We start from the raw sequence: 13596 nt of genomic DNA, 5'->3' as shown, positions 1-13596 counted from the left end.
ATTGGAGAGGTGAGAGAAAAATGTTAAAAACAACAGTCCAAACTTTCAATAACCTAATTAATGGCGAGTGGGTAGCATCTGGTTCTAATAAAACGTTCCAAAGTGTAAACCCAGCTGATACCAATGATATAGTTGCAGAGTTTCAAGCTTCTACAGAAGAGGATGCATTTCATGCTGTAAGAGCAGCGGAGCAAGCTTTCGCTGATTGGGCGAAATTAACGCCTTCTAACAGAGCTAATTTCTTGAACAAAGCTGCTGATATCCTTGAAAGCAGAGTAGATCAATATGCGGAAGAATTGACTCGTGAAGAAGGAAAGATTATTGGCGCAAGTCGTATGGAAATTATGCGATCCGCTGCTACATTCCGCTTCTATGCAGTCGAAGCTTTAACCTTTACGGGAGAAACGTTTCCATCTGACGATCCAACAGCTCAGATTTATACGGTACGCGAACCATTAGGGGTTATCTCGGTTATTACCCCATGGAATTTCCCAATATCCATTGCCGCTCGAAAAATCGCCCCAGCTTTGATGACAGGCAATACAGTCGTATTCAAGCCTTCATCTGATACTCCTCTTATCGGGCTGCGCCTGGTTGAGGCTTTAGTTGATGCAGGTATTCCTAAAGGAGTTATCAATTTTGTAACAGGTTCTGCTTCCCAAGTAGTCGGTCCGCTTTTGACTGATCCAGCTGTGAAAGCAGTGACTTTTACAGGTTCCACGGGTGCAGGGGAGTCCATTCAGAAGGCTGTGGCTCTTACAACACGCACACAAATGGAGCTTGGTGGTAAAAACCCACTTATCGTGATGGATGATGCTGATGTGGATAAAGCGGTTGAACTTACCATTAAAGGTGGATTTGAATTAACAGGTCAGGCATGTACAGGAACAAGCCGTGTCATCGTGATGAAATCTGTTCATGATCAATATGTAAGTAAACTCGTTGAAAAGACAAAAGGATTAAAGATTGGAAATGGTATGGACAAAGGAGTGGAAATCGGTCCTTTAGCGAATGCCAAGCAAATGAAAAATGTACTTCATTATGTTGAAGTAGGACAGAAAGAAGGAGCTACTCTTGTTTATGGTGGTGAGCGTCTTTCTGGAGCAGAATTCGATAACGGTTACTATGTAAGACCAGCTGTATTTACTGGTGTAACACCTAAGATGACGATTGCTCAAGAAGAGATCTTTGGACCGGTAGTAGCCGTAATCGCTGTAGACAGTTTTGAGGAAGCTCTAGCGATTGCTAATGACGTAGAATACGGATTGTCCGCTGCGATTGTTACAAACAGTATTGCAACTGCTCAGAAGTTTGCTGCTGGCATCCATTCTGGTACGGTGAAGATTAACCGTACAACAACAGGAAACTTGATTAATGCTCCATTCGGCGGATTAAAGAGATCTAGTACTTCAACCTTCAGAGAGTCCGGTCGAGTTGGATTAGAGTTCTTTACACAAACCAAAACCGTTTACTTTGGATATTAATAGGGATCTATAGGAGGATATTTAAATGAAAAAGGCTCTTAAATTAGAACGCGCAGAAGCAAAATTAATGATCGAAGCAGCAATTAAAAAGTCTGAAGAAATTGGTGTATTAGAAACGGTTTGTATCGTTGATGACGGAGGATATGTCATTGCGCTAGAAAGAATGGACGGCGCTCGTATTACAGGACCTGAGATTGCGATTGCAAAAGCTTTCACTGCTGCGGGACACAAGCGTTCTACCCATCTTTTTAATACAGAGCCAAACGGACCTGCTCTACCTGGAAACGAAGCGTTCGGTATCCAGCATATGCTCGGTGGTAAGTTTGCCATCTTCGTTGGTGGATTCCCCATTGTTGTAGATGGTGAAGTGATTGGCGGAGTTGGTTTGAGCGGTGGTAACGGAGAACAAGATACAGCTGCTGGAGTGGCTGCATTGCAAGCACTTAAAGAATATTTAGCTAAAGATGGCTACGATGTAGTGGCAGAACCGAACCTTAAGTATTAAGGTGTAATATACGGGAAAAGAAAGAAGGAGTCGGAAATGTCCTATAAAGAGTTGTTCCTTGGCTTTGGCCGCTCCGGATTATTGGGTTATGGCGGAGGTCCCTCCGTCATCCCTTTAATTAGATATGAAGCGGTAGATAAGTATAAGTGGATGACAGATGATGAGTTCGGAGACGTTCTTGCTTTAGCCAATGCTCTTCCTGGTCCAATTGCCACGAAGATGGCAACCTATATCGGATATCGTGTAAAAGGAAACATGGGTGCGGCTGTTGCCGTATTATCTCATATCGTTCCAACAGTTATAGCCATGATTGCCTTATTAGGTTCGCTGTATGCAATGGGGCAATCGGCGATTATAAAAGGAATGATTATGGCGGTAGGTCCTGTAATCGGGATGATGCTCGCTGTTATGGCATATCAATTTTTTCAAAAAACATGGAAAGGGATGGGCAAGGCCGGGAGCATAGCAACCATTGCCGTATCCATTGTGGCGCTTCAGTTTATTGGTATACATCCTGCTATTATCATTGCTATATTCATTGCATTCGCATTTATAAAAACCTATACCAAATCTAGAGCCGCCGCACCTTTGAGCCATCAAGACTCCATGACGAATCGGAGTGTTGAAAAATGATATACTTACAACTGTTCTGGGCCTTTTTTATCTCCAATATACTAGGTTATGGCGGAGGCCCACCATCCATCCCGCTCATTCAAGCTGAAGTAGTTGATCATTACGGATGGCTAACGTTAAAAGAGTTTGGAGACATCTTAGCGATTGGAAATGCCCTTCCTGGACCTATTGCAACTAAGATGGCTGCTTTCGTAGGGTTTCAAGTGGGTGGAGTACTTGGAGCTGCCATTGCCTTAATTGCGACGGTCGTTCCTTCCGCTATGGCTATGATTATCCTTTTTAAGTTCGTTGCTTTGTTCAAGGATTCTCCTTATGTAAAGGAAATGACGAAATCTGTACAGCCGGTAGTTGCAGTTTTACTAGGAGTATTAGCTTACCAATTTTTTATCCACGCATTTCATGATAGTGGCATGATTCATACAGCGATTCTAGCGATCGGAAGCTTTGTGGCCATGGAGTTGATTAAGATCCATCCATCTTTCGTTATTGCCGGATCCCTAGCTTATGGTGCGATTCTACTAAGCTAAGAGAAAAAGAAAGAGGGGGTGGGGAGATGCTTTCACAAAAAGATGAATGGGTCGTAGAAGAGCTGGTACCGATTCGCGAGAAGGTCTACCAGTATTTAAAAAATGAAATCTTAAAGGGTGAATTAAAGACGGGGGAAAGGTTAGTTGAACGAGAGCTAGCAGATAAATTAAAAATTAGCCGGACACCGATTCGAGAAGCCCTATTACGTTTAGAGTCACAAGGCTTTGTAACGACTGTTCCAAGAAAGGGAGTCATCGTTTCCCAGATCTCTCTTGAACAAGTACTAGAAGTATTTTCGATCCTGTCTTCTTTAGAGGTTCTGGCTGTGCAACTTGCAACGGAACGGTTAGATGAATTTATGACTAAGGAATTAGATGAATTAATAGAAGAAACCAATCGTCTGTTAGCTGGAAACGAAGATGAGGAAATTTCTCAGTTTCATATTAGAATTAACAACTTCTTATATAAAGCAGCCAAAAGTCCACGATTATATGAAATGTTAAGTGATTTGGTTGATTATATTCGAGCCTTCGCTCATATTGGATACGAAGTTCCTGGACGAATGAGAGAAGCGCTCCATGAACACAAAGATATCTTGCAAGCGATGAGTGAACGTCAAATTGATAAAGCGATGAAAATGACGCAAGACCATATAGAGAATTCGCGTAAAGCTTATATCCGCACAATAGATTCAGTAAAGAAAAAATAAAAAGACAATTTGGAGTAGAGAAACCTGTACCATCATAAAACCACAATATAAGGGAGGGCCAACTATGGCAAAGATTCAATTTCAGACATCCGGGAAAGTAGTAGAGTTTGAAGCTGGTGTAGAAACTAACCTACTTGCAAGTGCGATTCGTAACAACGCGGAACTTCCTTACAAGTGTGGAGGAGGACTATGCGGTACTTGTAAGATTCACGTGGAAGAAGGAGCAGAAAATCTTACGAAAATTCGTAAGCACGAAACTCATCGATTAACGGAAGAGCAATTAGCTAACGGTTATCGTTTAGCTTGCATGAGCTTTGCTACAGGTGACGTTAAAGTGACTTGGGATGGAAATGTTAAGGTAAAAGAAAATGCGAAGCTAAAAGCGCATTGGGAATCTAAATAAAACAAAAAAGGAAGATATTCCGGTTTTTCTGGGATATCTTCTTTTTTGTTCATGAAATTGTAACATTTTACTTCTGGTATTTTTAAAAATTACAGTTATAATCATGAGCGTACTGTATACCGAATACCATATAGTGTAGGAATGGAGAAAGAAATGAATACGAGATTAAACCAAGATTTATTAGTCGTGGTGGCTACCATGATTCTAACCTGGATCGCTTATAGTGGAGACTTTCATCGTGCCGTATGGATTCCCATTTTCCTTGCCATCATCGTTTCTGTAAGGAAAATCCCCTATATATTCTCTGTGATCACAACCGTAAGGAGTAATAAACGGAAAATTACGCATATTTATACGAAAATTTAGCTTTCTCTTCTATTGTATATAAAGTACAATTTAGTTAAATATGCATTCTAAATAGGTTAACATATTAGAGAAAAAGGAGGTGCACAAGGAATGGCTGAATTCGGAGATCAAGGATGGAATAGTGAGATTAGCCCCATTAGAGATAAGGTGTTCGAGTACATTAAGAATGCGATCCTAAGAGGGGAATATAAATCCGGAGATCGAATTGTGGAGAGAGAATTGGCTGAGAAGCTTAACATTAGTCGCACTCCGATTCGTGAAGCTTTGTTCCGTTTGGAATCCGTTGGTTTTGTGAAGACCATGCCTCGCAAAGGTGTGGTGGTCTCGAAGATGACGACTGAAGAGATTGTTGAGGTGTTTACGATCCTCTCTACTTTAGAGAGTTTAGCGGTTCGCTTAGCTACAGAGAAGCTTAATGCGGAGCATCGACAAAACCTTGAGAATTTAATTGAAGCTATTAATGAAGCATTAGCAGGCGATTTAAACGACAGGGATTATTCTCAATTTCACTTAGAGATGCGGGATACGATTCATTTAGCCGCTCAGAGTCCTAGGTTATATGAGATTCTGAAGAGCCAGATTGAGTATATTCGTGCTTTTGCATTCGTCTCACATGAAACTTCTGAGCGGAGAAGACGTGCGTTCGAGGAACACCGTGATATTGCGGAAGCCATAAAAGAGGGGAACGCTTCTCTTGCTGAAGAGCTTGCTCAATTGCATATAGAGAATTCCAAACAATCCTATCTCGAATCATTAGAAAAGATGATAGGCACTTCAAAAGAATCGTGAGTCCCAAAGACACGATTCTTTTTTTATTTTTCGACAAAAGAATCTAAGGTTTGGAAAGGGGGAAATCGTTTATAATGGATATATAGTTAGAAAATTCAAACAAGGAGGAAGCGGACATGCTAGATTTTGAAAAGTGGTTGTCATGGCAGGCTGAGGTTACAGATGCTATTGATAGGGAACAAATGGAGTTAAAGGCTTACCAGACCATGGAAAAGATGCTGCTAGTCCGCCATGAACGTGCTGTTCAATTGGATAGGGAGTATGAATTAAGAGAAATAGAGGGTCAGCTTATCCAATTAAGATTGATGCAGAGAATGAAAACGATCTTAATTGAGAAGTGGGAAACCCAATTTCATTTAACGGCTAAGTCCTTGTTCAACTAATTTTATGTCAACGAACAACGGAAGGTATCTGCCTTTGGTTTTACTCACCTATTTAATGAAGGAATGAGATGAATTTTCCAATAGCTGCATACATTTATACCCGAATAAGGCAGACAATAGATGATCTATAGTGTAAAATAAGAAAAGATCAAACGGATAGGGAGGCCCACAGCTGTGAGGATCAGATCTTTTCGATTAGGAGATTACGTAGCGATTACTACTATTTGGAGAGAAACAGGCTTGGAGAAAAAAGAAGCTGAATCGATGGATGACCTAGCCAAGCAGTTGGCATGGGATAGCGAGCTTGTATTGGTAGCGGAGGCTGAAGAGCGTGTTGTAGGAGTTATCGTTGGTACTTTGGATGGGACAAGAGGGTACTTCTATCGCTTGGCAGTAAATCCTAATTATCAGGGACATGGTGTGGGTAAGGAGTTGGTTGTGGCGCTTGAGAAGCGTCTCAAGCAGAGAGGAGCCACTCGTGTCATTATTATGGTCAATCAGAATAATAAGACAGTCATTCCGTTTTACCACAGTCTAGGATATGAGGTGCAAGAATATATTACCTTGTCCAAGAGCCTAACATCCAGTCCATAATCGCGAAAGGAGAGAACAATGGCTTCCCCAGGAACATATATCAGAGTAGAGAGCTATAAGCACGACAAGTCATTCCATAGAGCATGGGACAAGACCATGGTTCTGCACATTAGCGATTCGGTACTGATCGGCGCGAATGATAATGTTAGGGTGACAGAGGCTGATGGAAGAGAATGGCGGACGAGGGAGCCTGCTATTTGTACTTTCGGCCGTGGACAATGGTTTAATACGATTGCCATGATTCGTGATGACGGAATTTATTATTACTGTAATATTGGTTCACCTTTTTCCTTTAGACATGATGTCTTATCATATATTGATTATGATTTAGATGTGAAGGTCTACCCGGATATGTCTTACGTGATCTTGGACAAGGAGGAATTCTCTGTTCACAGTAAGCTGATGCATTATCCGCCGGACGTGATGGCTCAAGTGAATCGGGCAGCTGAAGAAGTAGTCGGTTGGCTTCAGGAGAAGAGGGGGGCATTTCACCCTGGCTTCGTGGAACGTTGGTATGAGCGATTTTTAATTTTACAGAACAAGTGAGCCTCCTTCTACAATGGATGGAATTTTTTCCCTCCTTTGTGAAGGGGTTTTTTGTTCACTGAGGCTTACAATGAAGGGATGAAGAAATGGAGAGTATTAAACGATATTTTACCTTTGTTAGGCCTTATTGGAAGCTTATTATGGCTACGATTATTATTGGACTGTTTAAATTTGGCCTTCCTTTAGCTCTGCCGCTCATCATTATGTATGTAATCGATGATTTGTTGTTGGCTGATTTACCTGGGGAGGTAAAACTAGAGCGACTCTATTGGATCATGGGGCTTACCTTTATTGTTTTTACCCTTGTCCGTTACCCAATTGAGTATTATCGACAGTACTATGCGCAATTATCCTCTAACCAAATCCTGTTTGATATCCGGGATAAGCTGTTTTCCCATCTACAACGCCTGTCACTTCGGTATTATCAGAATACCAAGGTGGGTGAAGTCATCTCTCGGGTGATTAATGATGTAGAGCAAACGAAAAATTTCATTATGACAGGGCTGATGAATCTATGGCTGGATTTAGCTACTTTACTTATTGCCATAGGCATCATGTTAAGTATGGATGTCAAGCTAACGCTTGTCGCGATCGCTGTGTTTCCTTTATACGGTTTTTCTATTAAGTACTTCTATCAGAGGCTGCGCCAACTCACCAAAACTCGCTCCCAGGCTCTCGCTGAGCTACAAGGACATCTGCATGAGCGGATCCAAGGAATTGCTGTGGTGAAGGGATTTGCCCTTGAGGATCATGAGCAGAAGCAATTTGAGAGACGGAACCAAAAATTCTTAGATAAAGCGGTGGATCATACCGTATGGAATGCCAAGACGTTTGCCGTAACCAATACGATAACCGATATTGCACCGCTTCTTGTCATTACGTATGCCGGATATCAGGTGGTTCATGAGAATCTAACTATTGGAGCACTTATCGCTTTCTATGCTTACCTTGAGCGATTGTATAGTCCATTAAGAAGGCTGGTTAACTCATCTACGACCTTGACGCAGTCTATTGCCTCCATGGACCGCATGTTTGAACTGTTTGATGAGTCTTATGATATACGAGATAAGTTGGGGGCAATGGAACTGAAGGAAGTGAGAGGAAGAGTGGTCTTCGATCAAGTATCGTTCCGCTATCGTGACACTGGAGATGAGGTTCTCCATAACATTGATTTGGTCGTTGAGGAAGGTCAGACGGTCGCCTTGGTCGGGATGAGTGGGGGAGGGAAATCTTCACTTATTAGTCTTATTCCGCGGTTTTATGATGTATCTGGTGGAGCCGTGTATCTTGACGGTCATGATATTCGCGACGTCACGCTTAAGAGCCTGAGAAGCCAGATCGGTATGGTGCTGCAAGATAATATCCTGTTTAGCGATTCGATCAGGGAAAATATTTTGATGGGTAACCCCAATGCAACAGAAGAAGATATGATCGAAGCTGCCAAGGCAGCGAATGCTCATGATTTTATCATGCCTCTGCCAGATGGCTATGGTACGGAAATAGGGGAGCGAGGCGTGAAGCTTTCCGGTGGACAGAAACAGCGGATTGCGATTGCTCGTGTGTTTCTTAAGAATCCTAGAATCTTGATCTTAGACGAGGCTACATCTGCTCTTGATTTGGAATCTGAGCAGCTTATTCAGCAGTCCTTAGAGAGATTGGCGAAGGATCGAACGACCTTTATTGTCGCGCATCGTTTATCTACGATTACCCATGCTGATAAAATTGTGTTGATTTCAGACGGATCTATCCGTGAAATGGGGACTCACCAGGAGCTTATGAATGCGGAAGGTGCTTACTATAAATTGTTTACGGTCCAGCACCTTGGTTCACCGGTAACCGAATAAGAAAAAGTCCTTGAGTGTACAAGGACTTTTTTTCTTTAGATCTTTACTTAGCGAACTCGGGGTCCTGGAAAGGCTGAGCAATCCATCCTGCTGGTTCGATGAATAAGCGAACAGCAACGACCTGACGGTCTTGCATTAAAGTGAAGAAGTGAGGAGTGTTCTCTGGAACAGAGATGACATCGCCCGCTTCAAGCTCTACATCAAAGTAGCCCGTATCGCCTTGTCCCTTAATAATAAAAATGCCATGGCCTGCTGTAATGGCGCGAACTTCGTCTTCTGTGTGGGTGTGGACTTCTTCAAATTTCTTTAACAGTTCATCTAGGTTTGGAGTAGACTCTGTAAGAGCTACTACATCCCAGTTCACGTAACCGCGACGCTCGGCAAGGGACTTAATATCATCTTCAAATACTTGAAGGGTTTGTTGCTTTTCTTCGTCATTTAAATTACATCTGCCAGCTAGTTCTGCAGGGATTTTATCTGTATTCCAGTGTTCGAAGAGGACGCCTTGCTCGTTCAAGAACGCTCCAACCTTGTCATTTCCTTCGATTCGTTCCCCTGTTTTTCTGAGTACGATGGATGCCACTTCTTCATTCCTCCTAAGTGCATTAAGAATTTACTAAAACGTTGGTCTTGACTAAATGTCTCGTCTGTAAAAGTCGTAAGTGATATTCAAATAAAAATTCGAATGCTTCTACATGTCGTTTCGTTTCAAAATCATTGCGTCCCCAAGCGTAGATCCCATGGTTGCGAATCAGTACGCCTGGAATTTGCGGGTTAAGGACTTTTTCAATTTCCTTCGCTAAGCGAGGGATGTCGGCGTAGTTTTCTACGATAGGAATCTGAATGACAGCTCCTTCATCCCAAATTCCAAGTCCTTTTATCAGTTCTTGATTTCCAATTTCAAAGTAGCCTTGATCACCATAGAGTTCGGACACTACGTTGTTAGCGATCGTATGGACATGAAAGACGGCACCCGCGTCTTGGATCTTGTCGTAGACAACAGAGTGAACGAGAGTTTCAGCTGATGGCTTCAGATTGGTCTGTTCAACAGGTTTAGCATCGATATCTACAAATAAATAGTCATTAGGCGTAATTTTTGTCTTGTCTTTTCCGCTAGCAGTAACGGCAAAGATTACAGGATGATCTTGTACCTTGATAGAGAGGTTACCACTTGTCCCAGGGAACCATCCGCGATTAGCAAAATTCTGCTTCACTTCGTTAAGGCTGTGTATGATTTCTTGTCTTGTATCCGCGTGAATCGCATAATTCATGATTTATTCCTCCTTCTTATTACAAGGAGTGTGGATGCACTTCTTGCTGTAACCTTTTTAAGGTGTCTATTACATCGTGAAAAGTTTCGAAAGAGGAATAAGGCAGGCCTAGTTCCTCACACTTCTGCTTTAAGAACGATCTGGCAATCGTATGGTCCGCAATCTTGGCTCCAGCTAAATCGGTAATGCTGTCTCCAATTACGACTTTATAATATTGATCTGTTGGGTAAGAGCGGATAATGCTTGTTTTACACATTCCGCAATCTACGTCACAATGCTCGTCACATGCATTCGGCCAAGTAATCTGAATCGTAGGGTCATCGAATCTTGCACTGTTACAATAGATCCGATCTAATAGCCCGTAGTGCTCCAACATAGGATGAATGAAGAAGTCTATCCCGCCGCTCGTGATGAGGAGCTTGATTCCTTGTTCTTCGGTAAAAGTAACAAAGTCTTGGAACCCTGCTCTAATATTGGCTTTTTCTAACACAAATTGAGTAATTTGTTCTTTTTGGCTGCTAGGAATGAGGGAAAAGAGTTCACCTACACCCGTACGAATGGTCTTGCGTTGGTCTAAAATATCTTTAACAATTTCTTCCCAGCCCTGGGGAGAAAATTCTCTCATGATATCTACAATGTTATCTTTTTCTGTAATTGTACCGTCAAAATCGCAAAATAGAATTAGTTGTTTAGTCACTTTACGATCCCCCACTTCTCAATGGCAGTGAGCAATTCTTGGCTCTTAGACTGTTCAAGTGGAATACCTTGCATTGTCGCTTCTATAGCTGCGACGAAGGCTTGTCCTCCACTTACTGGCCCGCCTGGATGTCCATGGATGCCTCCACCTGCATTGACAATGTGATTAAGGCCGAAGTCCTTATACAGTAGGGGAACCATACCGGGATGAATTCCAGCTGAAGGAACAGGAAATGTGGGCTTGATTCCTGGAATTTCTTCTACTAGATGGGTTGCAATATCTAAGGCCTCTTGTCTAGGCAGAGCTACCGATCCATAAGGGGAAGGGAATAGTCCAATGTCTGCACCAGCCAATCGCATAAGCTTCCCTAAAACAAGGGGAGAAGAGATGCCGTAAGTCGAAGACTGATATAGAGCACCTGCCATAGCAGGGTGGGCCATAATAGGAACATTAATATCAGGATCTCGACTTAGTTGAGCTAGAATATCAAATCCATAAGGCAAAACATTAAGGAGTAAGCAATTCGCTCCGTTTTCTATCGCTCTCTTTGCTTTATCTACAAGCCCTGTAACCGGTCCCGTTAGATTAACTGCATAAAGGACTTGGCGACCAGAGGCCTCTGTCACTTCCTTGCAGGCGCGGATGCGATCGAGGAAAGGGGCATGTTCATCCGCAAAAAAGATTTCATCATCTTTAACTAAATCGACGCCGCCTTCGACTTGCAGTTTAAATTGCTCAACTAATTCGTCGAGTGGAAGTCCAATACAAGACTTGAAGATACTCATGAATAATGGACGATCATGTACATTTAATAGCTCTCTTATCCCTGATATTCCGAACTTGGGTCCTGAGAATTCTCTTGTAAATTCCTGAGGGAAATCGATATCGACTAATCTAATCTTTCCGTCCATGGACAACTTGCCGAATACGTTGGTGAGTAGGGAAGGAATATCGTAGGTGAAATTGACTACGGGATACTCTACTTTAATAAGACCTCTCTCTAATCCCTCTGCCGTGGTTTCGTAAACGGTGGCGCCGGCCGAGCGGCCAAGATGTTTTTGAAGCTTTTCCTGTTTTGCTGCAGGCAGGTCCGTCCAGCTTCCAACTGTCATGCCAACTGCTATCGCTTCAGCCTTCTTTTCCAGGCTTTTTGCTTCTGTAAGATAGGAGACTGTAATGTAAGACAACTCTTGTTAACCCCTTTCAAGTAGGAATCAAGAAAAAATAAAAAGTACCTCTTGCGATAAGAGGTACTTGAATGACGAGTCAAATACAACTTATCTCTCAGAATATATCTTTCATTCTGCAGGATGTAGCACCGTGTTTTTATTCTGCTCAATTAGAGAAAAATAAAAATCGGTTGCCGGGCGTCATCGGGCCAGTCCCTCAGCCATCTCTCGATAAGATGAAATTATAAAGTTAGGTAACACACTAGTAATATATACATTCAAAATCTTATCCCTTTGCTTGGATAAAGTCAATAGAGAAAAAAATCGTACAATCTAAATGTTATGACATTGACAATGTTGACCCACTCTATATAGTATATAGCTATTAAATTGTGTCCTACTCATCTTACATAGGGTAATTTGGAGAAGATATAGAATAGAGCTTAAGCTATATTGGAGGGGTGAAGAATGGAATATCGTGCGTTTAGTGAACAGGAAGCCGTGGAGTATGCTAGGCAGCTTCCGGGGATTTTCCCAGAAGGTGCGCAGTTTGAGAGTCGGGAAATTGGGGATGGAAATCTAAACTTAGTTTTCCATATTGAGGATAAAGTTTCTGGGAAGAGCATTATTTTTAAGCAAGCTTTGCCTTATGCAAGAGTGGTAGGGGAGTCTTGGCCGTTAACCCTTGACCGTGCCCGAATCGAGAGTGAAGCTTTAATTATCCAGGACAAGCTATGTCCAGGTCTAGTTCCACAGGTATATCACTATGACAAGGACCTTGCCTTAACCGTCATGGAGGATTTATCTAGTCATGTAATTATGCGAAAAGGTTTAATTGAAGGGAATCGTTATCCTTTATTTGCTGAACATATCGGTGTATTCCTTGCAAAGACGCTGTTCTTCACTTCTGATTTTGCCTTGGATTTCAAAGAGAAAAAAGAGAAGGTAGAACAGTTCATTAATCCAGAACTCTGCAAAATTACCGAGGATCTTGTATTTACGGACCCATACTATGATGCGGAGACGAATAACTTTAACCCTTTAATCCGTGATGTGGTTGAAGGCGTCTGGAGGAATGAAGTCCTGAAGCAAGAAATTGCGAAGTTAAAATACTCCTTCATGACGGAAGCTCAGGCTCTGCTTCATGGTGATCTTCATACCGGCAGCATTATGGTGACGGAAGAGAGTACCAAAGTGATAGATCCTGAATTCGCTTATTATGGACCTATGGGCTTTGATATAGGGGCAGTCATCGCCAATCTGCTGCTGAACTATGCCGCGCAGGAAGGGTTAAAGACGACGGACGAGGAACGAGGATCGTACAGGGAATACTTGTTGACGTCCGTAGTGGAGGTTTGGAATACGTTTGAAAAAGAATTCCGTCGTCTGTGCGAAGTTCATATTAAGGATGTCATGTATTCGAATGCAGGGTTTATTAATGATAGGATGGCTAGTTTATTAAGAGACTCTATTGGTTTTGCTGGATGCAAGATGATGCGTAGAGTGATCGGACTTGCCGGTGTTGCGGATCTGAACTCCATCCAGGACGAGAAAGTGCGCGCTCAAGCCGAAACGCTAGCCTTAAGCCTGGGGCAAACCCTTGTATTGCAAAGAGGTACCGTGAGCAGCATCGAGGATGTCGTGGAAATGGTTAAGAAAACAGAAGAGTAGGTGG

At 42.4% G+C, this 13596-nt stretch carries 17 protein-coding genes and 1 riboswitch; of the genes, 13 read left to right on the top strand and 4 right to left on the bottom strand.

Features of this window, described 5'->3' with window-relative positions:
* Positions 1–20 precede the first annotated feature (20 nt).
* The 12 genes from EIZ39_RS19220 to EIZ39_RS19165 all read left to right on the top strand — a co-directional run bounded on the left by EIZ39_RS19220 (position 21) and on the right by EIZ39_RS19165 (position 8784).
* Positions 21–1484, top strand: a complete 1464-nt coding sequence (locus EIZ39_RS19220; protein ID WP_129201815.1) for an aldehyde dehydrogenase family protein — start codon at positions 21–23, stop codon at positions 1482–1484.
* Positions 1485–1509: 25 nt separating this feature from the next.
* Positions 1510–1989, top strand: a complete 480-nt coding sequence (locus EIZ39_RS19215) for a GlcG/HbpS family heme-binding protein (RefSeq protein ID WP_129201813.1) — start codon at positions 1510–1512, stop codon at positions 1987–1989.
* 36 nt (positions 1990–2025) lie between these two features.
* Positions 2026–2622: a chromate transporter gene (locus EIZ39_RS19210; RefSeq protein ID WP_129201811.1), complete on the top strand. Its 597-nt coding sequence runs from the start codon at positions 2026–2028 to the stop codon at positions 2620–2622.
* The gene (locus EIZ39_RS19205) at positions 2619–3149 is read left to right on the top strand and encodes a chromate transporter (protein ID WP_129201809.1); all 531 of its coding nucleotides are present in this window, start codon (positions 2619–2621) and stop codon (positions 3147–3149) included. The genes EIZ39_RS19210 and EIZ39_RS19205 overlap by 4 nt, the downstream gene beginning before the upstream one ends.
* A 26-nt stretch (positions 3150–3175) precedes the next feature.
* A complete protein-coding gene (locus tag EIZ39_RS19200; protein WP_129201807.1) occupies positions 3176–3859 on the top strand; it encodes a GntR family transcriptional regulator in 684 nt (227 codons plus the stop codon).
* A 64-nt stretch (positions 3860–3923) separates the two neighbouring features.
* Positions 3924–4262: a 2Fe-2S iron-sulfur cluster-binding protein gene (locus EIZ39_RS19195; RefSeq protein WP_129201805.1), complete on the top strand. Its 339-nt coding sequence runs from the start codon at positions 3924–3926 to the stop codon at positions 4260–4262.
* A 153-nt stretch (positions 4263–4415) separates the two neighbouring features.
* Complete coding sequence (locus EIZ39_RS19190) at positions 4416–4628, top strand: hypothetical protein (protein ID WP_129201803.1); 213 nt, start codon at positions 4416–4418, stop codon at positions 4626–4628.
* A gap of 90 nt (positions 4629–4718) precedes the next feature.
* Positions 4719–5417 (top strand): GntR family transcriptional regulator, encoded by a 699-nt coding sequence (locus tag EIZ39_RS19185; RefSeq protein ID WP_129201801.1) that lies wholly within the window; start codon positions 4719–4721, stop codon positions 5415–5417.
* Between the two features lie 116 nt (positions 5418–5533).
* On the top strand, positions 5534–5800 hold the full coding sequence (locus EIZ39_RS19180; protein ID WP_129201799.1) for a hypothetical protein: 267 nt from the start codon (positions 5534–5536) through the stop codon (positions 5798–5800).
* Positions 5801–5974: 174 nt separating this feature from the next.
* Positions 5975–6394: a GNAT family acetyltransferase gene (locus EIZ39_RS19175; protein WP_129201797.1), complete on the top strand. Its 420-nt coding sequence runs from the start codon at positions 5975–5977 to the stop codon at positions 6392–6394.
* Positions 6395–6412: 18 nt separating this feature from the next.
* On the top strand, positions 6413–6940 hold the full coding sequence (locus EIZ39_RS19170; protein WP_129201795.1) for a DUF402 domain-containing protein: 528 nt from the start codon (positions 6413–6415) through the stop codon (positions 6938–6940).
* Positions 6941–7026: 86 nt separating this feature from the next.
* Positions 7027–8784 (top strand): ABC transporter ATP-binding protein, encoded by a 1758-nt coding sequence (locus tag EIZ39_RS19165; RefSeq protein WP_129201793.1) that lies wholly within the window; start codon positions 7027–7029, stop codon positions 8782–8784.
* Between the two features lie 43 nt (positions 8785–8827).
* Here EIZ39_RS19165 and EIZ39_RS19160 read toward each other — a convergent pair whose 3' ends face one another.
* Genes EIZ39_RS19160 through EIZ39_RS19145 form a run of 4 tightly spaced genes read right to left on the bottom strand, consistent with a single transcriptional unit; the run spans position 8828 to position 11939 of the window.
* Positions 8828–9367 carry a cupin domain-containing protein gene (locus EIZ39_RS19160; protein ID WP_129201791.1) on the bottom strand — a complete coding sequence of 180 codons (540 nt, stop codon included), beginning with the start codon at positions 9365–9367 and terminating at the stop codon, positions 8828–8830.
* A gap of 22 nt (positions 9368–9389) precedes the next feature.
* Positions 9390–10055 (bottom strand): methylthioribulose 1-phosphate dehydratase, encoded by a 666-nt coding sequence (locus tag EIZ39_RS19155; RefSeq protein ID WP_129201789.1) that lies wholly within the window; start codon positions 10053–10055, stop codon positions 9390–9392.
* Positions 10056–10074: 19 nt separating this feature from the next.
* Positions 10075–10752: a 2-hydroxy-3-keto-5-methylthiopentenyl-1-phosphate phosphatase gene (locus EIZ39_RS19150; protein WP_129201787.1), complete on the bottom strand. Its 678-nt coding sequence runs from the start codon at positions 10750–10752 to the stop codon at positions 10075–10077.
* A complete protein-coding gene (locus EIZ39_RS19145) occupies positions 10749–11939 on the bottom strand; it encodes a 2,3-diketo-5-methylthiopentyl-1-phosphate enolase (RefSeq protein ID WP_129201785.1) in 1191 nt (396 codons plus the stop codon). The genes EIZ39_RS19150 and EIZ39_RS19145 overlap by 4 nt, the downstream gene beginning before the upstream one ends.
* A gap of 87 nt (positions 11940–12026) precedes the next feature.
* Positions 12027–12159: riboswitch (SAM riboswitch) on the bottom strand.
* A 230-nt stretch (positions 12160–12389) separates the two neighbouring features.
* On the opposite strand from EIZ39_RS19145, the gene mtnK reads away from it, so the two are divergent.
* Positions 12390–13592, top strand: coding sequence for an S-methyl-5-thioribose kinase (mtnK, locus tag EIZ39_RS19140; RefSeq protein ID WP_129201783.1), 1203 nt, complete (start codon positions 12390–12392; stop codon positions 13590–13592).
* The last annotated feature ends 4 nt before the right edge of the window (positions 13593–13596 follow it).

The organism is Ammoniphilus sp. CFH 90114, from assembly GCF_004123195.1.
GTDB lineage: Bacteria > Bacillota > Bacilli > Aneurinibacillales > RAOX-1 > YIM-78166.
The sequence above is the reverse complement of the archived record's forward strand: the minus strand, read 5'-3'. Positions and strand labels throughout refer to the sequence as shown.